This window comes from Kocuria flava (genome assembly GCF_001482365.1).
GTDB lineage: Bacteria > Actinomycetota > Actinomycetes > Actinomycetales > Micrococcaceae > Kocuria > Kocuria flava.
Genome location: NZ_CP013254.1, coordinates 1,133,298 through 1,157,139, shown reverse-complemented (window position 1 = coordinate 1,157,139; position 23,842 = coordinate 1,133,298). Strand labels below are relative to the sequence as shown.

23 protein-coding genes, 1 pseudogene and 1 riboswitch are annotated in these 23,842 nt (G+C 76.2%); of the genes and pseudogenes, 11 read left to right on the top strand and 13 right to left on the bottom strand.

Features of this window, described 5'->3' with window-relative positions; genetic code table 11:
- The first annotated feature begins 95 nt into the window (after nt 1-95).
- Nucleotides 96-656, top strand: coding sequence for a GNAT family N-acetyltransferase (locus tag AS188_RS05235; RefSeq protein WP_058857966.1), 561 nt, complete (start codon nt 96-98; stop codon nt 654-656).
- A gap of 651 nt (nt 657-1,307) precedes the next feature.
- Here AS188_RS05235 and AS188_RS17815 read toward each other — a convergent pair.
- The 5 genes and pseudogenes from AS188_RS17815 to AS188_RS05215 form a co-directional block, all read right to left on the bottom strand.
- Nucleotides 1,308-1,415: pseudogene (locus tag AS188_RS17815) on the bottom strand (hypothetical protein); the annotation flags it as partial.
- A gap of 53 nt (nt 1,416-1,468) precedes the next feature.
- Nucleotides 1,469-2,332, bottom strand: coding sequence for an SMP-30/gluconolactonase/LRE family protein (locus AS188_RS05230; protein WP_058859746.1), 864 nt, complete (start codon nt 2,330-2,332; stop codon nt 1,469-1,471).
- 2 nt (nt 2,333-2,334) lie between these two features.
- Nucleotides 2,335-3,219 carry a PhzF family phenazine biosynthesis protein gene (locus tag AS188_RS05225; protein ID WP_236945061.1) on the bottom strand — a complete coding sequence of 295 codons (885 nt, stop codon included), beginning with the start codon at nt 3,217-3,219 and terminating at the stop codon, nt 2,335-2,337.
- Nucleotides 3,216-3,410, bottom strand: coding sequence for a hypothetical protein (locus AS188_RS05220; RefSeq protein WP_058857965.1), 195 nt, complete (start codon nt 3,408-3,410; stop codon nt 3,216-3,218). The genes AS188_RS05225 and AS188_RS05220 overlap by 4 nt, the downstream gene beginning before the upstream one ends.
- A 43-nt stretch (nt 3,411-3,453) precedes the next feature.
- Nucleotides 3,454-4,086 carry a DNA-3-methyladenine glycosylase I gene (locus AS188_RS05215; protein ID WP_373865617.1) on the bottom strand — a complete coding sequence of 211 codons (633 nt, stop codon included), beginning with the start codon at nt 4,084-4,086 and terminating at the stop codon, nt 3,454-3,456.
- Between the two features lie 60 nt (nt 4,087-4,146).
- On the opposite strand from AS188_RS05215, the gene AS188_RS05210 reads away from it, so the two are divergent.
- Complete coding sequence (locus AS188_RS05210; RefSeq protein ID WP_058857963.1) at nt 4,147-5,430, top strand: MFS transporter; 1,284 nt, start codon at nt 4,147-4,149, stop codon at nt 5,428-5,430.
- Here the strand turns inward: AS188_RS05210 and AS188_RS05205 are convergent.
- Entirely contained in the window at nt 5,362-6,597 is a 1,236-nt protein-coding gene (locus tag AS188_RS05205) for a sensor histidine kinase (protein WP_169797984.1), read from the bottom strand. The genes AS188_RS05210 and AS188_RS05205 overlap by 69 nt on opposite strands.
- A 59-nt stretch (nt 6,598-6,656) precedes the next feature.
- The gene (locus AS188_RS17090) at nt 6,657-6,800 is read right to left on the bottom strand and encodes a hypothetical protein (RefSeq protein ID WP_169797983.1); all 144 of its coding nucleotides are present in this window, start codon (nt 6,798-6,800) and stop codon (nt 6,657-6,659) included.
- 177 nt (nt 6,801-6,977) lie between these two features.
- On the opposite strand from AS188_RS17090, the gene AS188_RS05200 reads away from it, so the two are divergent.
- Nucleotides 6,978-7,679, top strand: coding sequence for a response regulator (locus AS188_RS05200; RefSeq protein WP_083529266.1), 702 nt, complete (start codon nt 6,978-6,980; stop codon nt 7,677-7,679).
- A 23-nt stretch (nt 7,680-7,702) separates the two neighbouring features.
- On the opposite strand, the gene AS188_RS05195 is transcribed toward AS188_RS05200, so the two are convergent.
- Complete coding sequence (locus tag AS188_RS05195; protein WP_058857960.1) at nt 7,703-8,101, bottom strand: DUF4870 domain-containing protein; 399 nt, start codon at nt 8,099-8,101, stop codon at nt 7,703-7,705.
- A gap of 218 nt (nt 8,102-8,319) precedes the next feature.
- Here AS188_RS05195 and AS188_RS05190 point away from each other — a divergent pair, with 218 nt between their 5' ends.
- On the top strand, nt 8,320-9,135 hold the full coding sequence (locus AS188_RS05190; protein WP_058857959.1) for a lysophospholipid acyltransferase family protein: 816 nt from the start codon (nt 8,320-8,322) through the stop codon (nt 9,133-9,135).
- Nucleotides 9,136-9,171: 36 nt separating this feature from the next.
- Here AS188_RS05190 and AS188_RS05185 read toward each other — a convergent pair whose 3' ends face one another.
- Nucleotides 9,172-10,377 carry a PucR family transcriptional regulator gene (locus AS188_RS05185; RefSeq protein WP_083529264.1) on the bottom strand — a complete coding sequence of 402 codons (1,206 nt, stop codon included), beginning with the start codon at nt 10,375-10,377 and terminating at the stop codon, nt 9,172-9,174.
- Nucleotides 10,378-10,471: 94 nt separating this feature from the next.
- Here AS188_RS05185 and AS188_RS05180 point away from each other — a divergent pair, with 94 nt between their 5' ends.
- The 3 genes from AS188_RS05180 to AS188_RS05170 all read left to right on the top strand — a co-directional run bounded on the left by AS188_RS05180 (nt 10,472) and on the right by AS188_RS05170 (nt 14,332).
- The gene (locus AS188_RS05180) at nt 10,472-11,524 is read left to right on the top strand and encodes a ferredoxin reductase (protein ID WP_058857958.1); all 1,053 of its coding nucleotides are present in this window, start codon (nt 10,472-10,474) and stop codon (nt 11,522-11,524) included.
- A 55-nt stretch (nt 11,525-11,579) separates the two neighbouring features.
- Nucleotides 11,580-12,695, top strand: a complete 1,116-nt coding sequence (locus tag AS188_RS05175; RefSeq protein ID WP_058857957.1) for a fatty acid desaturase family protein — start codon at nt 11,580-11,582, stop codon at nt 12,693-12,695.
- 104 nt (nt 12,696-12,799) lie between these two features.
- Entirely contained in the window at nt 12,800-14,332 is a 1,533-nt protein-coding gene (locus tag AS188_RS05170; protein ID WP_058857956.1) for an SDR family oxidoreductase, read from the top strand.
- Here the strand turns inward: AS188_RS05170 and AS188_RS05165 are convergent.
- Nucleotides 14,329-15,195 (bottom strand): sulfurtransferase, encoded by an 867-nt coding sequence (locus tag AS188_RS05165; RefSeq protein ID WP_058857955.1) that lies wholly within the window; start codon nt 15,193-15,195, stop codon nt 14,329-14,331. The two genes, AS188_RS05170 and AS188_RS05165, sit on opposite strands and share 4 nt — an antisense overlap.
- A 164-nt stretch (nt 15,196-15,359) precedes the next feature.
- Between AS188_RS05165 and AS188_RS05160 the strand changes: the two genes are divergently transcribed.
- Complete coding sequence (locus AS188_RS05160; RefSeq protein ID WP_236945060.1) at nt 15,360-16,460, top strand: tellurite resistance/C4-dicarboxylate transporter family protein; 1,101 nt, start codon at nt 15,360-15,362, stop codon at nt 16,458-16,460.
- Between the two features lie 92 nt (nt 16,461-16,552).
- Here the strand turns inward: AS188_RS05160 and AS188_RS05155 are convergent, their stop codons facing one another.
- The 3 genes from AS188_RS05155 to AS188_RS05145 form a co-directional block, all read right to left on the bottom strand.
- Nucleotides 16,553-17,755 (bottom strand): cystathionine gamma-synthase, encoded by a 1,203-nt coding sequence (locus AS188_RS05155; RefSeq protein ID WP_058857954.1) that lies wholly within the window; start codon nt 17,753-17,755, stop codon nt 16,553-16,555.
- Entirely contained in the window at nt 17,752-19,086 is a 1,335-nt protein-coding gene (locus AS188_RS05150) for an O-acetylhomoserine aminocarboxypropyltransferase/cysteine synthase family protein (protein ID WP_058857953.1), read from the bottom strand. The genes AS188_RS05155 and AS188_RS05150 overlap by 4 nt, the downstream gene beginning before the upstream one ends.
- A 14-nt stretch (nt 19,087-19,100) precedes the next feature.
- Nucleotides 19,101-19,233, bottom strand: a riboswitch (SAM riboswitch).
- 116 nt (nt 19,234-19,349) lie between these two features.
- Complete coding sequence (locus AS188_RS05145; protein WP_058859742.1) at nt 19,350-19,802, bottom strand: Lrp/AsnC family transcriptional regulator; 453 nt, start codon at nt 19,800-19,802, stop codon at nt 19,350-19,352.
- Between the two features lie 252 nt (nt 19,803-20,054).
- On the opposite strand from AS188_RS05145, the gene pdhA reads away from it, so the two are divergent.
- Genes pdhA through AS188_RS05130 form a run of 3 tightly spaced genes read left to right on the top strand, consistent with a single transcriptional unit; the run spans nt 20,055 to nt 23,778 of the window.
- A complete protein-coding gene (gene pdhA / locus AS188_RS05140; RefSeq protein ID WP_058857952.1) occupies nt 20,055-21,248 on the top strand; it encodes a pyruvate dehydrogenase (acetyl-transferring) E1 component subunit alpha in 1,194 nt (397 codons plus the stop codon).
- Nucleotides 21,245-22,294 carry an alpha-ketoacid dehydrogenase subunit beta gene (locus tag AS188_RS05135; protein WP_058857951.1) on the top strand — a complete coding sequence of 350 codons (1,050 nt, stop codon included), beginning with the start codon at nt 21,245-21,247 and terminating at the stop codon, nt 22,292-22,294. Before pdhA ends, AS188_RS05135 begins: the two co-directional genes overlap by 4 nt.
- A 2-nt stretch (nt 22,295-22,296) precedes the next feature.
- Complete coding sequence (locus AS188_RS05130; RefSeq protein WP_058857950.1) at nt 22,297-23,778, top strand: dihydrolipoamide acetyltransferase family protein; 1,482 nt, start codon at nt 22,297-22,299, stop codon at nt 23,776-23,778.
- Nucleotides 23,779-23,842 lie beyond the last annotated feature (64 nt).

Sequence of the window (23,842 nt, the reverse complement as noted above, 5' to 3'; positions counted from 1 at the left end):
GGCGCCCGCTCCCGGTGTCGCCCCGTGACGGCGGCACGCGCACGCCCGGGCCCGCGCGTGGTCGGGGGCGTGCCGCCGCGGATAGGCTGGGCGGGATGATCGACGTGCTGCCTCCCGACACCGACCGACTCTCGTTCCGCCGCTTCCGGGCGGAGGACCTCGACCCCATGCACTCCTACCAGAGCCGCGAGGACTACGCGCAGTACGCGTGGCGCGGCCCGCGCTCGCGGGCGGACTGCGAGCGCGCCATCGCCGAGAACAGCGGGCTGCGCCCGTGGGGCCGCGACGGCGACCACGTGCGCTTCGCGGTGACCCCGCGCGGCGGCGACGAGCTCGTGGGCGAGATCGTGATGACCCTCGTGGACGCGCACGCGGCCCAGGTGGAGATCGGGTGGGTCGTCCACCCGGAGCACACCGGGCAGGGCTACGCCTCGGAGGCCGCGCGGGCGGCCATCGGCTTCGCCTTCGGCCCGCTCGGCGCCCACCGCGTGCGCGCGAGCCTCGACGCGCTCAACATCAGCTCGGCCAAGGTCTGCGAGCGGCTCGGGATGCGCCTGGAGGCCACCCTGCGGGAGAGCCACCACCAGCTGGGGCAGTGGCGCGACGAGCTGGTCTACGCCGTGCTGGCCGAGGAGTTCCTCGCCGAGGAGTCCTGAGCGCGGGTCACCCGCGGGCGCCGGGGGCGGTCTCCAGGGCCGCGCGCACCGCGGCGAGGACCTCCTCGGTGCCCGCCCCCGGGTCCAGGACGGTGACGACGACGGCGGGCCCGCCCCCCCGGGGCCGCCGTTCGGTCGGAGGTCCGCAGGTGCCAGGCCCTCGCGGCCGTCCGCGCCACCGCCCCCGTCGCCGAGGCCGGCGATCAGGGTGCGGGCCAGCCGCGCCGTGCGGGCGTCGAGCTCCTCGGTGGGGTCGGTGCCCGGAGCGCGCAGCCAGGAGCGCAGGGCGGCGTTGTGCACGGCGACCGCCGCGGCGGACAGGGCCGTGGCGAGGGTCTCGCGGTGCGGGCCGGGCGGCAGGGCCGTGCGCAGCCACGCGCGGAACACGCGCTCGTAGCGGTGCGAGGTGATCAGCTCCCGGTCGCGCAGCTGCGGGACCTGCCGCAGCAGGGCGTGGCGGGCCAGGGTGCGCTCGCGGTGGTCGAGGTGGTGGCGGAAGACCAGCAGCACCCCGGTGCGCAGGACCGTGGCCGGGTCCTGGTCGGTGCGCGCCAGCAGCTCCTCGAGCCGCCGGAGGGTCGCGGCGTGGTCCGCGAAGACGATGTCCTCCTTGGACCCGTACTTGCGGAAGAACGTGGCCCGGCTGACCCCGGCGGCCTGGGCGAGCTGGTCGACGGTGGTGGCCTCCCAGCCGCGCTCGGCGAGCAGGCGGATGGAGCCGGTGACCACGTCCGGGGACGCGCCGGGGCCTGCGGTCATGGTGGTCTCCTGGATCGGTCGTGGGCCGGGCCGCCGCCGGGTGGTGCGGCCGCTCAGCCCGGGAAGGGCAGGACCGGCAGGCCCGGGACGCCGACCCGCACGGCGAACAGGGAGCCGGCGGCGGGGTCCTCGCCCGGGGCGAGGCCCTCGCGGGAGGTCGTGACGTAGAGGGTCCGCAGGTCGTCGCCGCCCAGGGCGCAGGCGGTGGTCTGCCGGGCGCCCACGTGCACCACGGTGTCGAGCTGCCCGTCGGCGCGGTAGCGGTGCACCTGCCCCGCCCCGTGCAGGGCCACCCACACGGCGCCCTCGGCGTCCACCGTGAGGCCGTCGGGCAGGGGGTCGCCGTCGGTCAGGCGGGGGGTCACGAAGGGCCGGCGGCCGCCGGGAGCGGCGGGCGCGGCGGGGTCGAGGACGTCGATCCGCCCCGTGGGGGTGTCGGCGTAGTAGGCGCGGGACCCGTCCGGGGACCACGCGATGCCGTTGGAGACCGTCACGCCCTCGAGCACCGTCTCCCAGGTCAGGTCGGGACGGACCCGGTAGAGCCGCGCGGCGCCCTCGGCCTGGTCGTAGGCCATCGACCCGGCCCAGAAGCAGCCGTCGGGCCCGGTGCCGCCCTCGTTCATCCGCACGCCGGGGTCCTGCCACAGCTCCAGGACCGTGCGGACGGCGCCGTCGGGCTCCTCGAGGGCGATCCCCCGCGCGACGGCGAGCACCGCGCCGCCGCGGGTCCGGGGCCGCACGCAGGCCACGACGTCGGCGACGTGCGTGCGGCGCACCCGCCCGTCGGCGCCGAGGCTCAGGACGTCGCCGGCCAGCATGTCGACCCACCGCAGCCCGCCCCACGACGGGGACCAGCAGGGGCCCTCCCCGTGGTGGGCGACGGCGCCGGTGACCGGCTCGGCCCGCAGCTCGCGCACGCTCACGACCGCTCCTCCTCGTCCTCGTCCTCGTCCGGCAGCTCGAGCACGCCCTCGACCACGGAGCGCACGTGCCCGCCGACCCACACCTCGGCGCCCTCGCGCCGGACGTGGACCCGGCCGCTGCGCCCCAGGACGGTGCCCTGGGCGGCGACGTAGTCGTCCGGGGCCCAGCCACGGTCGGTGAGCCAGCGGCCCAGCCCCGCGTTGAGGCTGCCCGTGACGGGGTCCTCGACGACCCAGTCGCCGACGAGGGCGCGGACCTCCACGGCGCACTCGGCGCCCTCGGGGTGGGCCCCGACCAGCCCGAGCTTGAGCCCGGCCATGGCCGTCCAGTCGGGGCGGACCGCCAGCACGGCGGCGGCGTCGGCCAGGCGCACGCCGATCCAGCCGGGCCCGTTGTCCAGCCACGAGGCCTCGAGCAGCTGCTCGCGCCCCAGCCGCAGCGAGCGGGCGATGCGCCCGAGCAGCTGCTCGTCGCCGACCGGCTCGTAGCGCACCAGCGGGGGCGCGGCGAAGGCCAGGCGCTGCCCGGTGCGGCGGATCCGCACGAGCCCGGCCGGGCACTCCTGGACGATCTCCTCCCCCGCGGGCCGCCCGCCCCGGGCCAGCCACGCGGAGGCGGTGCCGAGGGTCGGGTGCCCGGCGAAGGGCAGCTCCCCGCCGGGGGTGAAGATCCGCACCCGGTAGTCGGCGCCCGGGTCCCGCGGGGGCAGCACGAACGTGGTCTCGGACAGGTTGGTCCACCGGGCCAGGCGTGCCATCCGCTCGTCGTCGAGGCCCTCGGCCGCGTGCACGACGGCGAGGGGGTTGCCGCCCAGCGGCCGCGCCGAGAAGACGTCGACCCAGCTGATCGGGCGCCCGCCGGCGCCGCCCGGGGCGCTCACAGGACGGGACCGCGGGCGCGGCGGGAGCGCAGCCGGCGGTCCCGGGCCGCGGCCCGCCGGCCGCCCGGGACCCCGTCGCGGGCGGCCCGCTCCTGGCGGACCCGGCGCGCGACCATGCCCACGAGGACCGAGCCCACGGTGGTGAGCACCAGCGGGAGCACGGCGCTGCGCTGGCGGCTGTTGTCGTACATCGGGGCCTCCTGCGGGGACGGGAACGGGCCGGTGCCAGCGATCCTACGCACCCTCCGGCGGGGCGGGCCACACGCCCGAGCTGCCGCGGCGGTGGCTGCCCACGAGGTGGGTGTCCACCAGCCCGACGGCCTCCATCAGGGCGTGCGCGGTGGTCGGGCCCACGAAGCGGAAGCCGCGGTCCCGCAGCGCCCGGGCCAGCGCCTCCGACTCCGGGGAGCGGGTCGGGACCTCGGCGGCGGTGCGGGGCGCGGGGGTGGCGGCGGGGCGGAAGGACCACACGAGGCGGGGCAGCCCGCCGTCCGCGCGCAGGGCCACCGTGGCCCGGGCGTTGCCGATCGCCGCCTCGATCTTCCCGCGGTGGCGCACGATGCCGGCGTCGGCCAGCAGCCGCTCGACGTCGTCGGCCCCGAAGGCCGCGACCGCGTCCGGGTCGAAGCCCGCGAAGGCGGCGCGGAAGGCGGGGCGCTTGCGCAGGATGGTCGCCCAGGACAGTCCGGACTGGAAGCCCTCGAGGCAGATCCGCTCGTAGAGTCCCCGCTCGTCGCGCACCGGCATCCCCCACTCCGTGTCGTAGTACTCCCGCAGCAGCGGGTCGGCCGCGGCCCAGCGGGGCCGGGCGAGGCCGTCGGGGCCGACGACGAGGTCGGAGGGGTCGGGGTGCGCTGCGGGGGCCATGCCCTGCATGGAAGCACATCCCGCTCCCCCGCGGCCGGGACGTACCCCCGGGGGCATACCATGGCGGTCATGCGCACCACGAACACCACCGTCGACCGCCGCGCCCTCCAGCGCCGGGTGGTCCGCGTCCTCGCCCTCGGCCAGGTCCTCGGCGGACTGGGGGTCGGGGCCACGCTCGCGCTCGGCGCGCTGCTGGCCACCGAGGTCTCCGGCTCCTCCGCCTGGTCCGGGATGGCCGCGACCATGAACACCCTCGGCGCGGCCCTGCTGGCCGTCCCCCTGGCCCGCCTCGCCCAGGCGCGCGGGCGCCGGATCTCGCTGAGCACCGGGGCGCTGACCGCCGTGGCCGGGGCGGCGGTCACGATCGGCGCCGCGGTGCTGGGCAGCTTCCCGGTGCTGCTCGCGGGCCTGGCCCTGCTGGGCGCGGGGTCGGCCCTGAACCTGCAGTCCCGCTTCGCCGCGACCGACCTGGCCGCCGACGACACCCGCGCCCGGGACCTGTCCCTGGTCGTGTGGTCGACGACGGTCGGGGCGGTGCTGGGGCCCAACCTCTTCGAGCCGGGCGAGCTGATCGGGCGGGCCCTGGGGCTGCCGCCGCTGACGGGCGGGTTCGTGATCGCCCTGGCCGCCCAGTCGGTCGGCGCGCTCGTCTACCTCACGGCGCTGCGCCCGGACCCGCTGCTGCTGGCGGCGGCCGACGGCGAGGCCGCGGGGCGGGACCGGCCCTCCCCCGGCGGCGGGCTGGCGGTGCTGCGATCCTCCGCCCCGGCCCGCCGGGCGGTGCTGACCGTGGCCCTGAGCCACGCCACCATGGTCGCGCTGATGTCGATGACCCCGGTGCACCTGTCCGGGCACGGGGCCTCGCTCAGCGTCGTGGGCCTGACCATCAGCCTGCACGTGGCGGGCATGTACGCCCTGTCCCCCGTCTTCGGCCGGTTCGCCGACCGGGCCGGGCGCCGGCCCGTGATCCTGGCCGGTCAGGCGATGTTCGTCGCCGCCCTCGTCCTGGCCTGGCTGGGCGCAGGCTCCCCCGTGCTCGTGACCGCGGCGCTGGTGCTCCTGGGCCTGGGCTGGTCCGCGTCCACGGTCGCCGGCTCGGCGCTCGTGGCCGAGGCCGTGGCGGCCCCGGACCGTCCGAAGCTGCAGGGCGTCTCCGACCTGCTGATGAACCTGGCCGGGGCGGCGGGCGGGGCGCTCGCGGGCCCCGTGCTGGCGCGGATCGGCTTCGACGGCCTCAGCGCGGCACTGCTGGTGCTCGTGGCGGCCGTGGTGCTCTCACACCGCGGCGGCGGTCAGCGGGATGCTCGCCCGGACCCGCCAGCCCTCGGCGGTGGGGCCCGCTGAGAGCCGGCCGCCCAGCAGGTGCACGCGCTCGCGCAGGCCGGTGAGCCCGAAGCCGGAGGCGGGGAAGCGCGGTCCCGTCCGCTCGCCGGCGGTGTTGCCGACCTCGACGTGCACGTCCGTGCCGTCCACGACGACCGACAGCACGCAGGAGGTCGTGCCCGGGGCGTGCTTCATGACGTTGGTCGCGGCCTCGCGCAGCACCCGGCGGACGGTCGGGCGCACGCTGTCGGGGATCCGCGCCAGGGGGCCCTCGCAGCGGGTGCGCACCGGCACGCCCACCTCCGCGAGCGCCTCGGCGACGTCCTCGAGGTCGCTGCGCGGGTCCGCCGCGACGGCCCCCTCGACCTCGCCGGCCGTTCCCTCGTCCTGGCCCGAGCGCATCACCTGCAGCAGCCGCCGGAGGTCGCGCAGCGCGGCCCGGGAGGAGTCGCCGACCACCCCCAGGGTCTCCCGCATCACCGCGGGGTCCTCCGCGTAGGCCCCCGAGCGGGCCTGCATCGCGATGACGGTGAGGTCGTGGGCGATGATGTCGTGCAGCTCCCGGGCCAGCTCGAGCCGCTGCTGCTCGAGCGCCCGGCCCGTGCTCTCCTCGGCCGCCGCGAGCTCGGCCCGGTCCCGCTCCCGCTGGGCGCTCAGGGACCGCAGGACCAGCCCGGGCAGCGTGAGCACGAGCGTGAGCGGGACGTAGCTCCACAGGAAGCGGGGCCCGACCGCGGAGAACCCCGCGGACCAGGCGACCTGCCACACGAGCACGGCGGCCAGGGCCAGCCCCAGCCCCGGCAGGGCGGCGGCGTAGGCGGCGAAGGCCAGGAGCAGGGGCACCAGGACCACGTAGCTGCCCGGGTTCTCCAGGGGGAGCAGCAGCGCGAGCAGCGCGGCCAGGGGCACCCAGGTCCAGCTGGGCCGCAGCGCCAGCACCACGATCGTGCACGCCTCCACGGCGAGCAGCAGCAGCTCGTAGTCCTGGTCCCCGAAGCCCAGCCCCGGGCCGCGCAGCACGACGCGGGCCCCGTCGAGGCCGTTGATGCCCACGAGGACGAACAGGCCGACCTGCACCCACCGGTGGAAGGGTCGCCGGTCGGCGAAGCCGGGCGGCAGCAGTCCCGGGCCGGGCGGGCGGGTGCCCGCCGCGGGGTCGTCGTGCGGGGGGTGCGGGGAGGCGCTCACCCACGGATGATAGCCGCGGGGACCGCCGGGACCCGGGCCCTCCGGGCGCAGCGGGCGGGTCAGCACCACCGCAGCAGGAGGAAGCTGCACCACGTGCCGTGGTAGCTGTCCCAGCGCGCCGGGGCCGCGGTCGCCGGGGCGGCGCCCCCGCCGACCAGGGCGGCGGCCAGGAGCAGGGCGGTGAGGGTGCGGCGGTGCGTCATGGGGGGGCCTTCCGGGAGCGGGGAGGGGTGCGCGGGCGGGCGCACCCCGATCCTGCCGCACCCGCCCGCGGCGGCGCCTCATCCGTTCGTCGGGGTCCGTCTCCTCCGGACGGAGGAGACGGACCCCGCGCGGGGCCGCCCGCGGCGGGCCGGGGTCCTCCCCGTACCATGGGGAACATGAGCATGCATGAGGATTCGGCCGGGCCCGCGAAGGTCCTGGTCGTCGACGACCAGCGCCTGATGCTCGGGGCCCTGCGGGTGTTCATCGACCACGAGGAGGACCTGGTCGTCGTCGGCGAGGCCCAGGACGGCCGGACCGCCGTGGCCCAGTGCCGGGCGCTGCGCCCGGACCTCGTGCTCATGGACCTGCAGATGCCGGTGCTCGACGGCGTCGAGGCGACCCGGGCGATCACGGGCGAGTTCCCTGCGACCCGCGTGCTGGCCGTGACCACGTTCTCCTCGGAGGACTGGGTGATCCCGGCGCTGCGGGCGGGCGCGAGCGGGTACGTGCTCAAGGACTCGGAACCGCACGAGATCGTGGGGGCCGTGCGGGCGGTGCTCGCCGGGGAGTCGGCCGTCTCGCGCGGGGTCGCGGCGACCCTCATCCGCAGCGTGGTCGCCGATCCCCCGGCCCCGCGGGCCCGGGCGGACGGGCCCGCCGGGGCCGCCGCGCTGCGCCGGGCGCTCTCGGAGCGCGAGCTGACCGTGCTCGAGCTGCTCTGCGAGGGACTGAGCAACAAGGAGATCGCGGCGCAGCTCTACCTCTCGGAGCCCACCGTGAAGTCCCACCTGAGCCACGTCCTCACGAAGCTGGGGGTGCGCGACCGGGTGCAGGCCGTCATCGCGGCCTACCGCACCGGGCTCGTCGGGATCCCCTGAGCCCCGGCCCGGCGCGGCGGGGCTCAGCGCAGGACCGGGACCTGCAGGGGGTAGGGGTAGACCTCGCCCCGGTTGGCGCGCAGCACCGCCAGGACGTGCAGGACCACGAGCATCACGAAGGCCACGACCCACAGCACGATCGCGACCGGGATCAGCAGGATCGTCGCGAAGCACACGAACGCGAGGGCGTTGAGCAGCCACATCGACAGGTTGAAGTTGAACGAGCCCGCGGCGCTCGCCCGCAGGAACGGGCTGCGGTCCCTGTAGACCAGCCACACCACGAGGGGGCCCACGAAGCCCAGCCAGCCGGCGGAGACCAGCGCGCCGATCAGGCCGGAGAGGTGGGTGAGGATCGCCAGGGTGCGCTCGTCCCCCTGGGCCCCCGTCGGGGGCGGGGACGCGGCGGGCGGGACGTAGGACATGGGGGTCTCCTGGGAACGGGTGCCCGCTGCCGGGCACGGGGCGGGCGCCGCGGGACGGGTCGCGCCGGGGCGCTGTCCCGCCAGCGTACCGAGCCCCGGACCGGGGCGGTACGGGGGCTTTCCGCACCGTCCGGCGGGGGTGGGCCGCCGGGTCTAGGATGACCCGGACAGACCGTCCCCGGCCCGCGGCACCACGGGCCCGCCCCCGAGGAGGGACCGTGGTCCCGATCCTGCGCCCCAGCAGGCACGCCTACCGCGCGATCGTGCTGGCCGGAGCGGCCGCGGTGCGGCTGCTGCGCGTGCCGGTGCTGGTCACCGGCGAGGAGAACCTCCCCCGCGACCAGGTCGTGCGCGGGCTGCACCACGAGGTGCGGCCCGGCCACGGCGCGGTCGTGGCCGTGACCCACTTCGGCTACCTCGACTTCGTCTTCGCCGAGCTCGTGCTCTGGCGGCGGCTGCGCGCCCACAGCCGGTTCCTCATCACCCGCAAGCACACCGGCAGCGCGCTCGTCACCGCCGTCTGCCGGCTGTGCGACCACGTCGTCGTCGACCGCGCCGCCGGTGCCCCGGCCTTCGCCGAGGCCCTGGCGAAGCTGCGGCGCGGGGAGTTCGTGGCGCTCTTCCCGGAGGGCGGGGTCAGCCGCAGCTTCACCGTGCGCCCCCTGCGCACCGGCGCGGTCCGGCTGGCCGCCGCGACCGGCGCCCCGGTCGCGCCCGTGGCCGTGTGGGGCGGGCACCGGATGCTCACCCGCGGCCGGGGCCGGCTGCGGCTGCGCGACGTGTGGCGCACCCCCGTGCGGGTGCACGTCGGGGAGCTCCTGCGGGTGGCCCCCGGCGAGGACGCCGCCGCGGCCTCCGAGCGGCTGCGCGCCGCCCTGCAGGCGGGGATCGACCGCTGCACGCAGAGCTACCCCGAGGTCCCCGCGCCCGGGGCCTGGTGGATGCCGGCGCACCTCGGCGGCGGCGCCATCACCGCCGCCGAGCAGGTCGCCCACGACGCCCGGGAGCGGGAGTCCTACCGGCGCACCGGCTGAGGACCCCCGGGCGGCCCACCGGCGGGCCCCCGCCCGTCAGCGGTGGCCCGCGCGCAGCACCAGCTCGAGCTCGAAGCGCACCTGCGGGTCCCGCAGGTCCTCCCCGAAGACCTCGCGCAGCTGGTTCACCCGGTAGCCGACCGTCTGCTCGTGCACGCCCAGCTCCTCGGCCATCGCCGCCCGCTGGCCGTGGTGGGCCAGCCAGCTCAGCAGGGTGGCGCCGAGGCGCTCGCGCTGCGCCGGGCGCAGCTCCGCCAGCGGCGCCAGCCGCCGGGCCGCCAGGTCCTCCACCACGCTCGGCTCGCCGCCGAGCACCAGCTCCGCGAGGTGCTCGGCGACCCACAGGGGCGCCTCCCCGCCGGGGTCGCGCGGCTGCAGCAGATCCCGCGCCCGCACCGCCAGGCGCAGGGAGTCGGCGGCGGCGTGCCAGGGCCGGGCCGGGCCGATCACGGCGCCGCGCCCGGTGAGGGTACGCCCGAGGTCGCGCCGCCCGGAGGGGGTCGCGGGCTCGGGGACCACGGCCAGCACGTCCCCCGGCCGGGAGGCCAGCAGCGCCCGGTCGCCCAGCCGGGAGCGCAGCCCCACCCGCCGGTCCGCGGCGAGGACGACCACGACCACGCGCTCGGGCACGGGCCACCCGGCGGCCGCCGCCGCGGCCCGCACGGTGTCCTCGGCCGCGTGCCCGCGCACGAGCAGGTCCGCGAGCGCGTCCAGGCGGCGGTCCCGCTCCCCCGCCCGCTCGGACTGCTCCTGCGCGTAGCCCTCCGCGCTGGCCGCCGAGAGCTCCTCGATGTAGGCGAACACCGACTCGGCGAGGGCGATCAGCACGGAGGCCTCGAAGCCCGCGTCCATGGCCACGCGGGAGAAGGAGCGCAGCGTGGTCCGCGCCCCCGAGCGGTAGGCCGCGAACAGGGCGTCCATCGGCCGCCCCTCGCGCACCTCCCCGCGCCCGAGCCCTTCGTAGACCCGCCGGGCGTCGCCCATCAGCGCCGGCTGCTGGGTGCCGGGCAGCTGCAGGAACCGGGTCAGGGCCACCTCGACCCCGCGGCGGATGCTGTCGCCGAAGACCCCTTCCATGGGACGGGCGTAGACGGGAACGTCCAGCCGCACCCCGGCGAGCAGCTCCTCGGAGACCGCCGGCAGGTGCGGGACGAGCAGCGGGGTCAGCGCCGGCGGCAGGGACGTCCACGGCAGCTCCCGGTCCGCCCGCCCCGCCGGGCTCCTCTGCTCGGCCCGTTCCACGTCTTCCCTCTTTCATTCCGGCAGCACAGTTTCTCTGCGGAAAGAGTACGCGCGACGACGAGATAAAGCGTCACAATTGGGGCACAGTGATCAAGTGCCTCATCTGCGACTGCTCTCCCGTCTGGCCTCCACCTTCACGACCCCCCGCTCGCCGGAGGACTTCCTGCGGCTCGTCGACCCCCTGGCCAGCGCCCGCCAGCTGCGCGGGCTGGTGACCTCCGTGGTCCCCGAGACCGCCGACTCCGTCACCATCCGCTTCCGCCCCGGCCGCGGCTGGAACGTGCACGAGGCCGGGCAGTGGGCCCGCATCGGGGTGGAGATCGACGGGGTGCGGCACTGGCGCTCCTACTCGCTGAGCACCGGCGCCGGGGAGGACCCCGCGATCACCGTCACGGCGATGGGCAAGGTCTCCACCGCGCTCGTGCGGGGCACCCGCCCCGGCGACGTCCTCTTCCTGGCCCCGCCGGAGGGCGACTTCGTGCTGCCCGAGCACCCCCGGCCGCTGCTGATGCTCACCGCCGGCAGCGGGCTGACGCCGGTGATGTCGATGATCCGCACCCTCGTGCCGCGCCGCCCGGACGCCGACCTGGTGCTCGTGCACTCCTCCCGCTCCCCCGAGCAGTCCCTGTTCCGCGAGGAGCTGCTCGAGCTCACCGACCAGTTCCCCGGCTTCCGCCTCGTCCAGTGGTTCACCGGCGAGCGCGGCCGTCGCCTGGACCTCACCGGCACCGCCGACCTCGACGCCGCGTGCCCCGACTGGCGGGAGCGCGCCGCCTACGCCTGCGGGCCCACCGACCTCCTCGACGCCGCCGAGGCCCTCTGGGCCCGGGAGGAGGGCGAGCTGCGGGTCGAGCGCTTCGCCCCCGTCGTCGCCCCCGGCTCCGGCGGGGAGGGCGGGCGGGTGACCTTCGAGAAGGCCGACCGGGAGGTCGAGGCCGACGGCGCCACCACGCTGCTGGCCGCCGGCGAGGACGCCGGCCTGATGATGCGCAGCGGCTGCCGCATGGGCATCTGCCACGCGTGCGTGACCCCCCTGCTGTCCGGACAGGTCCGCGACACCCGCACCGGGGAGGTGCACGGCGAGCCCGGCCACCTCGTCCAGACCTGCGTCTCCACCGCCGCCGGCCCCGTCAGCCTCGACGCCTGACCCGGCCCCCACGATTTCCCGACCCTTCCCCGACCCCGTTCCGGAGGACCCGACCATGACGATCGTCACCCCGTTCCTGCTCGACGCCGGCCCCCGCGCCCGGCCCGCCCGGCCCGACGCCGCCGCCCACCTGACCGACGCGCAGATCGAGGAGCTCGGCCGCGAGCTCGACGCCGTGCGCGAGCAGGTGGTCGCCGCCCGCGGCGCCGCCGACGCCGCCTACATCCGCCGCGTCATCGCCGTGCAGCGCTCCCTCGAGCTCGCCGGCCGGGCCACGCTGCTGTTCTCGCGCCACCGCCCGGCGTGGGTCGCCGGCACCGGCATGCTCACCGTCGCCAAGATCCTCGAGAACATGGAGATCGGCCACAACGTCCTGCACGGGCAGTGGGACTGGATGCGCGACCCCGACATCCACTCCACCACCTGGGAGTGGGACTTCGTGACCCCCGCCGCGGCGTGGCAGCACACCCACAACGACCTGCACCACACCTGGACCAACGTCGTCGGCAAGGACCGCGACGTCGGGTACAACATCTTCCGGGTCGACCGCGACCAGCCCTGGCAGTGGTGGAACCTCGGCAACCCCGTCTACAACATGCTCCTGGCCCCCGTCTTCGAGTGGGGCATCGCGATCTACGACCTCGAGCTCGACGAGGTGCGGGCCGGGCGCAAGTCCCGCGGCGAGCTGCGGCAGGGGCTGAAGGCCCTCGGCCGGAAGTTCCTGCGCCAGAGCGCCAAGGACTACGTGGCGACCCCGGCCGCCGCGGCCGTCACCGGCTCCGCCCGGCAGGCGCTCGCGGCGACCCTCACCGCCAACGCGGCGCGCAACGTGTGGGCGCACGCGGTGATCTTCTGCGGGCACTTCCCCGAGGGCGCCGACACCTTCACCGAGGAGCAGATCGAGGGCGAGACCCGCGGCGACTGGTACCTGCGCCAGATGCTCGGCTCCGCGAACATCTCCGGCTCGCGGCTGATGCACCTGATGACCGGCAACCTCTCCCACCAGATCGAGCACCACCTCTTCCCGGACCTGCCCTCGAACCGCTACGCGGAGGTCGCCGTGCGGGTGCGCGAGATCTGCGCGCGCTACGGGCTGCCCTACACCACCGGGCCGCTGCCCAAGCAGGTCGGCTCCGCCTGGGCGAAGATCTTCCGCCTGGCCCTGCCCTGACCGGCCCTGCCCACGGGAGCGGGCCGTGCGGGGTCTCCCCGCGCGGCCCGCTCCCGTCGGAGCACGTTGGTAGGCTCGGGGCCCACCGCCCGAAAGGCAGGCCCATGAGCTCCTCCCCGCGCGTCCTGGTCACCGGCGCCACCGGCTACGTCGGCGGCCGCCTCGTCCCCCGGCTGCTCGACGCCGGCCACCCGGTGCGGGTGGCCGTCCGCTCCCCCCAGAAGCTGCAGCAGGTGCCGTGGCGGGAACGGGTCGAGGTGCACGAGACCGACCTGGCCGACCTCGAGGGCATGACCGCCGCGTGCCGCGACGTGCACACCCTGTACTACCTCGTCCACTCCATGGGCGGCTCCCAGCACTTCGAGGAGCAGGAGGCCGGGATGGCCCGCACCGTGGCCGCGGCCGCGGAGCGGGCGGGGGTCCGGCGCATCGTCTACCTCTCCGGGCTGCACCCCGAGGGCGTGGAGCTCTCCCAGCACATGCGCTCGCGCGTGCAGGTGGGGCGGATCCTGCTGGAGTCCCCCGTGCCCGCGGTCGTGCTCCAGGCCGGCACGGTGATCGGCTCCGGCTCCGCCTCCTTCGAGATGATCCGCCACCTCGGCGACACCCTGCCCGTGATGCCCGCCCCGTCGTGGGTGACCAACCGGATCGAGCCGATCGCGATCCGCGACGTCCTGCACTACCTCGTGGGCGCCATGGACCTGCCGGAGGGGCTCAACCGCACCTTCGACATCGGCTCGCGCGACGTCCTGACCTACGCCGACGCCATGCGCCAGTACGCCCGCGTCGCGGGGCTGCGGCGGCGGTTCGTCTTCCACCTGCCCCTGCCGGCCCCGCGGCTGTCCGGGTTCTGGATCGGGCTGGTCACCCCCATCCCGCTGGGGCTGGCCCTGCCGCTGGTCCAGTCCCTGCAGCACGACGCCGTCTCCGCCGAGCACGACATCGACGCCTACCTCCCGCCGCCGGCCGGGGGCCTGACCGGCTACCGGCGGGCAGTGGCGCTCGCGCTGAAGAAGATCGAGGACAACAGCGTCGAGACCACGTGGGACCACCGCCCCGAGGCCGCCGCCGACCCCCTGCCCTCGGACCCCGACTGGGCCGGGCGCACGGTCTTCGTCGACGAGCGCAGCCGCACCGGCCGGGCCCGCCCGGAGCAGGTGTGGCGGGTGATCGAGTCCATCGGCGGGCGCAACGGCTGGTACTCCCTGCCGCTGGCCTGGCGGGTGCGCGGGGCCGTGGACAAGCTCGTGGGCGGCGCCGGGCTGAACCGGGGCCGCCGCGACGCCGTGGACCTGCAGGTCGGCGAGCACGTCGACTGGTGGCGCGTCGAGGCGCTCGAGGAGGGGCACCGGCTGCTGCTCCACGCCGAGATGAAGGCCCCGGGACGGGCCTGGCTGGAGCTGTCCGTGGAACCGGAGGGCGAGGGCAGCCGCTACCGGCAGCGGGCGATCTTCTTCCCCCGCGGGCTGCCCGGGCGGCTGTACTGGTGGGGGGTGTGGCCCTTCCACGGGTTCATCTTCCCGTCGATGGCCCGCAACATCCTCGCCACGGCCGCCGCACTGGACGAGCCCGGTCCCGGGGCGCCGCGGCGGGCGGCCGAGCGGATCGCCCCGACCGCGGGCCCGCCCCGGGCCTAGGAGCCGTCCGGTCCCACCACCGGCCGGGGCCCGGGCCGGCCCCACTCGGCCCAGGAGCCGTCGTAGACCCGCACGTCGTCGCGGCCGGTCAGGTGCGCGCCCAGCGCCAGCACGCACGCGGTGAGCCCCGAGCCGCAGGTGGTGACCAGGCGGTGCCCCTCGGGGGCGCACGCTGCGAGCCGCGCCCGCAGCTCGGGCAGCGGCAGCAGCCTCCCGTCCGGTCCCTGCAGCCGCGTGTACGGCAGGTTCACCGCCCCCGGCATGTGCCCGGGGCGCAGGCCCGGGCGCGGCTCGGGCTCCGTGCCGGCGAAGCGGCCGGCGGAGCGGGCGTCCAGGACGGTCGCGGCGGGGTCCCGCAGGGCCCGGGCCACGTCCTCGGCGTCCGCGAAGAAACCCGGGCGCGCCGTCAGCTCCACGTCGCCGGGCTCGGCGGGCGGGGCGGCGTGGGCCGCGGTGGGCCGGCCCTCGGCGGTCCAGGCGGGCAGGCCGCCGTCGAGGACGGCGACCCGGTCGAAGCCCGCGGCGCGCAGCAGCCACCAGACCCGGGCGGAGGCGAAGATCCCCCGGGCGTCGTAGGCGACCACCGTGCTGGTGCCCGAGATGCCGAGCCCGCGGGCCGCCGCGCTCAGCTGCTCCGCCGGGGGCAGGGTGTGCGGTAGGTCCGCGGAGGAGTCCGAGAAGGGCCCGTCCAGGTCCAGCAGCAGGGCGCCGGGGATCGCCTCCTCGGTGCGGTTGAGCACGGAGGACGCGTCCACGAGCACGAGCCGGGGGTCGTGCAGGTGCTCGGCGAGCCACGCGGTGGTCACCACGGGCCCGGGCGGCTCGAGCGGTGCGGCGGTGTCGGCGGCGGTCCTGGGGTCCATGCGCCCCACCCTAGGCCGTGCCCGCGCCGGTGTCGTGCGCGCACGGGCTCCCGCCGCCCGGCCCCGACGGCTCCGCCGCGGCCCCGCCCGGCCGCCCCGCCCGGGGTCCCGCAGCCCTCGCGCCGGCGCCCCCGGGTGCGGCCCCGGTCCCGTAGCCTGGGCGGGTGGCCGACTCGCTCCGACAACGCGTCCTCGACGGCGTCCGCGGCCTGGCCCCCGGCTACTTCGCCTTCGTCATGGCCAGCGGCATCCTCTCGGTGGGGCTGCAGCTGCAGGGCTTCGCCGCCCTCTCCACCGTGCTGCTCGTCGTGTGCGCCGGCGGCTGGGCGGCGCTGAGCGCGCTCACCCTCTGGCGGCTCGCGGCGTTCCGCCGGGAGTTCCTCGTCGAGTTCCTCGACCCCCGGCGGGCCTTCGGCTTCTTCACCTTCGTGGCCGGCACCGACGTGCTGGCGGCCCGGCTGGCGACGACCGGCTGGCACGCGGCCACCGCGGCGCTGCTCGTGCTCGCCGGGTCGGCCTGGCTCGTGCTCGGCTACGTGGTCCCGTGGAGCGCCGTCCTCTCCCGGCGCAGCCGGCCCGTGGTGAGCACCGCCAACGGCACGTGGTTCATCTGGGTGGTGGCCAGCCAGTCCGTGGCCGTGGCCGCCGCGGCCCTGGACCCCGTGGTGGGCAGCGGCACCGGGCGTCACGTCCTGTCCGTGGTCGCCGTGGTCTGCTGGTCGGTGGGGCTGTTCCTCTACGCCGCGGTGGGGGTGCTGGTCGCCCTGCGCATGATGCTCTACCGGCTGCGGCCGGTCGACCTCACCCCTCCGTACTGGGTGGCGATGGGCGCCTGCGCCATCACCGTGCTCGCGGCCTCGCGGATCGTGGAGATGTCCGACACCCCGATGGTGGCGGTGGTCCGCGGCCTCGTCGCCGGGCTGGGCGTCGTGTTCTGGGCCTTCGCCACGTGGCTGGTCCCGGCCCTGGTCGCCGCCGGGTGGTGGCGGCACCGGGTGCACGGGGTGCCGCTGCGCTACGAGTCCTCCCTGTGGAGCGTGGTCTTCCCGCTCGGCATGTATGCGGTGGCCAGCATCTACCTGGGCCGGGCGGACGAGCTGCCGCTCGTGGGCGCGGTCTGGCTGTGGGTGGCCCTGGGCGCCTGGGCTGTGGTGGCCACGGCCATGGTCGTCCACGTGGTCCGGCGCCTGGTCCTGGGCCGGCAGGACCCCGCCCCCGTGTGGCCGGAGCCCGACCCCGCGACCCGGCCGGACGGCACCGCCTGACCCGGCCGGACGGCACCTCCTGACCAGGCCGGCCGGAACCGCCTGACCCGGCCGGCCGGAACCGGCCGGCCGGACGGGCGGTTCCGGCCCGGTCAGGCGGAGAGCGCCCGCTCGAGGTCCTCGAGCTGGTCCTCGACGTCCTCTATCCCCACGGACAGCCGCACCAGGTCCACCGGGACCGCCAGCGCGGTGCCCCTGACCGTGGCGTGGGTCATCTCGGAGGGGTAGCAGATCAGGGACTCGACCCCGCCCAGGCTCACGGACAGCGCGTACAGCCGCGTGCCCTCTGCCACGGCGCGGGCCGCCGCCTCGCCCGCGGCCAGGCGGAAGGAGACCATGCCGCCGAACCCGCGCATCTGCGCGGCCGCGAGGTCGTGTCCCGGGTGCTCGGGCAGCCCCGGGTAGAGGACCTGGGCGACCTCGGGCCGGCCGAGCAGCCACTCGGCGATCCGCTGCGCGTTCTGCTGGTGCCGCTCCATCCGCAGGCTCAGGGTCTTCAGCCCGCGGGCCGCCAGCCAGCTGTCCTGGGGGCCGGCCACGGCCCCGGCCGCGAACTGCTGGAAGCCGACCGCCTCGGCCAGCGGGGCGCCGAGCCACTGCGCCGCGCCGACGACGACGGCGCCGCCGAGGACGTCGGAGTGCCCGCCCACGTACTTGGTGGTGGAGTGCACCACGGCGTCCGCGCCGAGCAGCAGCGGGTTCTGCAGGTACGGGGAGGCGAAGGTGTTGTCGACCACCAGCAGCGCCCCGGCCTCGTGGGCCAGCTCCGCCCACGAGGCGACGTCGGCGATGCCGAGCAGCGGGTTGGACGGGGTCTCGAGCCACAGCACCCTGGTGGTGCCCGGGCGGACGGCGGCGCGCACGGCGTCGAGGTCGGTGCCGTCCACGGGGGTGGAGGCGATCTGCCACGGGGCGAGCACCCTGGTGATCAGCCGGTTCGTGCCGCCGTAGCCGTCGGCGCCGAGCACCACGTGGTCGCCGGGGCGCAGGACGGCGCGCAGCAGGGCGTCCTCCGCGGCGATCCCCGACGCGAAGGCGAACGCCCGTTCACCGTGCTCGAGGGCCGCGAGCTGGGCCTCGAAGGCGCTGCGCGTGGGGTTGGAGCCGCGGCTGTACTCGTGCCCGCCGCGCAGCACGTTGATCCCGTCCTGGACGAACGTGGAGGTCTGGTGGACCGGCGGGATCACGGCACCGGTGAGCGGGTCGGGGGCCTGACCGGCGTGGACGGCGGTGGTCGTGAACCCCTGAACGCGGGCGCCGGTGGGCGCGGGGCCCGCGGTGGTGGTGGTGGTCATCGCAGGGCTTCCTTCCGGGGGGTGCGGTCGAGGACGGCGTCGAGGGCCTGGCGCAGGTCGGCCACGAGGTCCTCGGGAGCCTCGAGGCCGACCGAGAGCCGCACCGTGGTCGCGGCGATCCCGCCGGCCCGGCGCTGCTCGGGGGTGAGCCGGCAGTGGGTCATCGCGGCCGGGTGGGCCACGAGGCTGCGGGTGTCGCCGATGTTGGCGACCAGCTTGAACAGCCGCAGGGAGTCGATGAACGGCCCCACCGCGTCGTCGGGGGCGGCGAGGTCGAAGGAGAAGACGGAACCGGTGCCGCGCGGGAAGTCCCGGGCGGCGATCCCCGCACCGGGGTCCCCGGGCAGGCCGGGGTGGTGGACGCGGGCGACGGCGGGGTGCCCGGCGAGGAACTCGGCCACGGTCAGCGCGGAGGCGGTGTGGCGGGCCACGCGCAGCTCGAGCGTCTCGGTGCCCTGCAGGATCTGGGCGGCGTTGAACGGGGAGAGGGTCGTGCCGAGGTCGTGGACGTACTTGGCGCGCACCAGGTGCAGGTAGGGGCTGGCCCCGGCGCACCGGTCGAGCAGGCTCTGCCCGCCCCAGCGGTCGCGGGCGCGGGTGAACTGCGGCCATCTCGCCGGCTGGGCGGACCAGTCGAAGGTGCCGCCGTCCACGACCGCCCCGGCCAGGGCGTTGCCGTGCCCGCCGAGGAACTTGGTCGCCGAGTGCACCACGATGTCCGCGCCCTTCTCCAGCGGCCGGTACAGCGCCGGGGAGGCGAGGGTGTTGTCGACGACGACGGGCACCCGGGCCGCCCGGGCGACGTCGGCGATGCCGGGCAGGTCCGGCAGCGTGGCCAGCGGGTTGCCGATGGACTCGAGCAGGAAGGCGCGGGTGTCGGGGCGCACGGCCGCGGCCCAGGCGCCGGGAGTGGTGGGGTCCACGAAGTCGACCTCGACGCCGTGGTCGGCCAGCGAGTCGGTGAGCAGGTCCACGGTCCCGCCGTAGAGCTTCTCGGAGGCGACCAGGTGCCTGTCCTCCCCCTGGCCGAGCAGGGCCAGCAGCGCCACGGCCACGGCGGACTGCCCGGAGCCGGTGGCCACGGCGCCCGCCCCGCCCTCGAGGTCGCTGATCCGCTGCTCGAGCACGGCCACCGTGGGGTTGCCGGTGCGGGTGTAGGTGAAGCCCGCGCGGGTCTGGGCGAACATCTGCCGGGCGGCCTCGTAGTCCGGGAACTCGAAGGCGGCGCTCTGGTAGATCGGCACCGTGAGGGTGCGCTGGCCCGGGTCGTGGTCGGCGCCGGCGTGGATCTGCCGGGTCGAGAGGTCGTAGTGGGTCACAGGGACGGACATCGCGGTGCTCCTCGCGCTCGCTCTTGCCCGCACCGGTCACCGGCGGAGCCACCGCCGGGGTGCGGGCCGCTTCCTCATCCGAACCACCCGATGAGCATGGGGTTGGTGCGCGGCCCAGTCGGAGCTTGGCGGCCGCGTCTCGTGAAGCGGGCACCAACCTACCGGCCCGTCCCCGCCGCGACCCGGAGCGACCGCAACATGACGGAGGTGACGCCGTGTGACGTCGCCCCGTCGCCCGCAGGACGCACCGCGGGAGGACGGGCTCAGGCGCGGGTGTCGATGTCCTCGAAGATCAGGAACGTCTGGGTGTCCACGACCCCGGGCAGCTGCTGGACGTGCTCGAAGATCACCTGGCGCAGGTGGACGGTGTCCACGGCCCGCACCAGCAGCATGACGTCGAAGTTCCCGCCCACCAGGGCGATGTGGTGGACCGCCGGGATCTCCTGCAGCTGCGCGCACAGCTCCCGCCAGGTGTTCTGCTCGAGCTTGAGCGTCACGTAGGCCGAGGCCTGCAGCCCCGCCCGCACCGGGTCGATCACGGTGCTGTAGCGCAGGATCACGCCCTCCTCCCGCAGCCGGTTGATCCGGGCGTAGGCGTGGGCGCGGGAGACGTGGACGGCGGCGGCGATCGCGGTCACCGACTGGCGGGAGTCCCGCGAGAGCTCGGCGAGGATCTTGCGGTCGGTCTCGTCCAGGGGCACGGGGGTCGAGGGCACGGCGGGGCCTCCTTCGGGGCGGGGCGGCAGGGCGGCCGCCGGGGCCGCGGCGGCGGCCCCGGACGAATCCTTGTGGTCCAGGCCACAGTAGAACATTTCGTCCAGACGGAACACCGCCGGTGTGCCGATCTTCTGCAATATACCGACCGCGTGGATACGAAGCGGAGCTTCTCCGCATACTTGGCGGACGGAACACGTCACGCCCACCCGCCTCCCGCGCCACGGTGCCCGGGACCGACCGAGGGGGAACCCATGAGCCAGACCGTCGAGAACGCCGAGCCGCTCGGCGGGGCCGAGGACCCGATCCTGCGCGCCTCCCGGAGCTTCGGCATCACCCCGGAGCAGTACATGCTCCCCGCCCGGGGCGAGATCCGCCTGGTGGACCCCTCCGGCCGCCTGCGGCCCCCCGAGGAGCAGGGCACCGAGCCGGGCCACGAGTACCCGCTACCGCCCGAGGACGTGCTCCTCGACGCCTACGAGAAGCTCGTGGTGGGGCGCCGGGTCAACGACCAGAACTCCGCCCTCGTGCGCCAGGGCCGGATGGCGGTCTACCCCTCCAGCCACGGCCAGGAGGCCTGCCAGGTCGCGGCCGCGCTGTGCCTCGAGGAGCGCGACTGGCTCTTCCCGACCTACCGGGACACCGTCGCCGTGATGACCAAGGGCGTGGACCCCATGGAGGTCATGGCGATCTTCCGGGGCGAGTGGCACGGCGGCTACGACCCGCACGAGCACCGCGTGAGCATCCAGTCCACGCCGCTGACCACCCAGTTGCTGCACGCGGTCGGGGTCGCCCACGCCGCGAAGCTGCGGGGCGAGGACACCGTGGTCCTGGCCATGTGCGGCGACGGCGCCACGAGCGAGGGCGACTTCCACGAGGCGCTGAACTTCGCGGCCGTGTTCAAGCTGCCGGTCGTGTTCTTCGTGCAGAACAACGGCTACGCGATCTCCGTGCCGCTGTCCCAGCAGTCGGCCGCCCCGACGCTCGCGCACAAGGCGGTGGGCTACGGGATGGCCGGCGAGCGCGTGGACGGCAACGACCTCGTGGCCGTGCTCGCGACCCTGGGCCGCGCCGTGGACCTCGCCCGCTCGGAGTCCGAGCCGCTGCTCGTGGAGGCCCACACCTACCGCATGCAGGCCCACACCAACGCCGACGACGCGACGCGCTACCGCGACGACGCCGAGGTCCAGGAGTGGATCGCCAAGGACCCGGTGACCCGGATGCGCGCCTACCTGCGCGGGGAGGGGCTGCTCGACGACGCCGGGGAGCAGCGCATCGCCGCCCGCGCCGAGGACGTCGCCGCGGCCCTGCGCGAGGGCATGAACGCCGAGCCGCGGATCGACCCGCTGGAGCTGTTCCGGCACGTCTACGCGGAGCAGACCCCGCAGCTCGCCGAGCAGGAGCGCTTCCTGGCGGACGAGCTCGCCCGAGAGGAGACCGAGAAGTGAGCACCCTCCAGGCCCCCGCCCCCGCGGCCGAGGCCCCGGCCCGCAGGCCGGTGACCTTCGCCCAGGCGCTGAACACCGCCCTGGCCGACGCGCTGTCCGCCGACGACGCCGTCGTCGTCTTCGGCGAGGACGTCGGCACCCTGGGCGGGGTCTTCCGCATCACCGACGGGTTGACGCAGCGCTTCGGGCGCACCCGCTGCTTCGACACCCCGCTGGCCGAGTCCGGGATCGCGGGCATGGCCGTGGGCATGGCGATGAACCGGATGCGCCCGGTGATCGAGATGCAGTTCGACGCCTTCGCCTACCCCGCCTTCGAGCAGGTCGCCTCGCACATCGCGAAGATGCACAACCGCACCCGCGGCGCCGTGACCCTGCCGATCGTCATCCGCATCCCCTACGCCGGCGGGATCGGCGGCGTGGAGCACCACTGCGACTCCTCCGAGGCCTACTACGCCCACACCCCGGGGCTGAAGGTCTTCACCCCCGCCACCGTCGAGGACGCCTACCTCATGCTGCGCGAGGCGATCGACTCCGACGACCCCGTGGTGTTCTTCGAGCCCAAGAAGCTCTACTGGTCCAAGGCCCCGGTCGACCTGGCCGAGCTGCGGGAGCGCTACGAGGACCGGGCGCCCGAGCCGCGCGAGGGCCGGGCGGTCGTGGCCCGACCGGGTACGGACGCGACGATCCTCACCTACGGGCCCTCCGTGCCCACGGCCCTCGCGGCCGCGGGCACGGCGCAGGCCGAGGGCCGCTCGCTCGAGGTCGTGGACCTGCGCAGCATCGTGCCCTTCGACGACGAGACCGTCGGGGCCTCGGTGCGCCGGACCGGGCGCGTGGTGGTCGTGGCCGAGGCCCCGGGCTTCGCGTCCGTGGCGGCCGAGATCGTCGCCCGCGTGCAGGAGCGCTGCTTCCACTCCCTGGCCGCCCCGGTGCGCCGGGTCACCGGCTTCGACATCCCCTATCCCGCTCCCAAGCTCGAGGAGCACTACCTGCCCAGCGTCGACCGCATCCTCGACGCCGTGGACGACCTGCAGTGGGAGGACTGACCATGACCGTGAGGACGTTCACCCTGCCGGACCTCGGCGAGGGACTGACCGAGGCGGAGCTCGTCACCTGGCTGGTGAGCGTCGGCGACACCGTGGCCGTGGACCAGCCGATCGCCGAGGTGGAGACCGCCAAGTCCGCCGTGGAGGTGCCCTGCCCGTTCGCCGGGACGGTGCACCGGCTGCACGGGGACGCCGGGCAGACCCTCGACGTGGGGGCGCCGCTGATCTCCGTGGACACCGGCGACCGCGCCGGCACCCCCGCCCCCGAGGGCGGGGGCCCCAAGGGCGGGCAGAGCTACCGCGAGGAGGAGCGCGCCGGGGCGGACCCGGCCGCGGGGACCTCCCCGGGCGACGACGACGGGGGCTCCGGCAGCGTCCTGATCGGCTACGGCACCCCCGGGGGCGCCTCGGGCGGGCGCCGGCGGCGGCCGAAGCGCTCCGCGGCCCCGGCCGTCACGGCCGCCCCCGTCTCGGCGACGGTCACGTCCGCGGCCACCGCCGCCGCCCACGACGCCATGGCCTCCGCGCCGCGCCTGGCGCCCACCGTCGTCTCCCCGATCGTGCGCAAGCTCGCGAAGGACCGGGGCCTGGACATCGCCACCGTGCGCGGCTCCGGGCCCGGCGGCCTGATCCTGCGCCGCGACGTCGAGGCGGCCGCCGCGCCGGCGGCACCGGACGGCGCAGCGGCACCGGCCGGCGCGCCGGCGGGGGACGCCGCGGCGGCGTCGCCGGCCGTCCCGGCGCCCGAGGACCCGGCCGTGGACGCGCGCACGGGCCTGCGCGTGGCCGGGCGCGTGCCGGTGAGCGGGGTCCGCAGGGTCATCGCCCAGGCCATGACCCGCTCGCGCGCCGAGATCCCCGAGGCGACCGTGTGGGTCGACGTCGACGCCACCCGGCTGCTCGAGCTGCGCGCCGAGCTCAAGGCGCAGGACCCCGAGCGGGCCCCGGGGCTCATGGCGCTGATCGCGCGGTTCGTGCTCGCCGGGCTGGCCCGCCACCCGGAGCTCGCCACGCGGCTGGAGACGCGCGAGGACGGCAGCCAGGAGATCGTCCGCTTCGACGGCGTGAACCTCGGCTTCGCCGCCCAGACCGACCGGGGGCTCGTGGTCCCCAGCATCCGCGACGCCCACACCCTCTCGGCCCGGGGCCTGGACGCCGAGCTCAAGCGGCTCACCGCGCTGGCGCGGGCCGGGAAGGCCTCCCCCGCCGAGCTGTCCGGCTCCACGTTCACGCTCAACAACTACGGGGTCTTCGGCACCGACGGCGCCGCGGCGATCATCAACCACCCGGAGGTCGCGATCCTCGGGGTCGGGCGGATCATCGACCGCCCGTGGGTCGTCGACGGGCAGCTGGCCGTCCGCAAGCTCACCCAGCTCTCCCTGGCCTTCGACCACCGCGTGTGCGACGGCGGGGCGGCCGGCGGGTTCCTGCGGATGGTCGCCGACGCCGTGGAGAACCCGGTCTCGGTGCTCGCCGACCTCTGACGGTCCCGGCGTGGAACGGGGCCCGGGGCGCACGCCCCGGGCCCCGTTCCCGTCCCACGCCCCG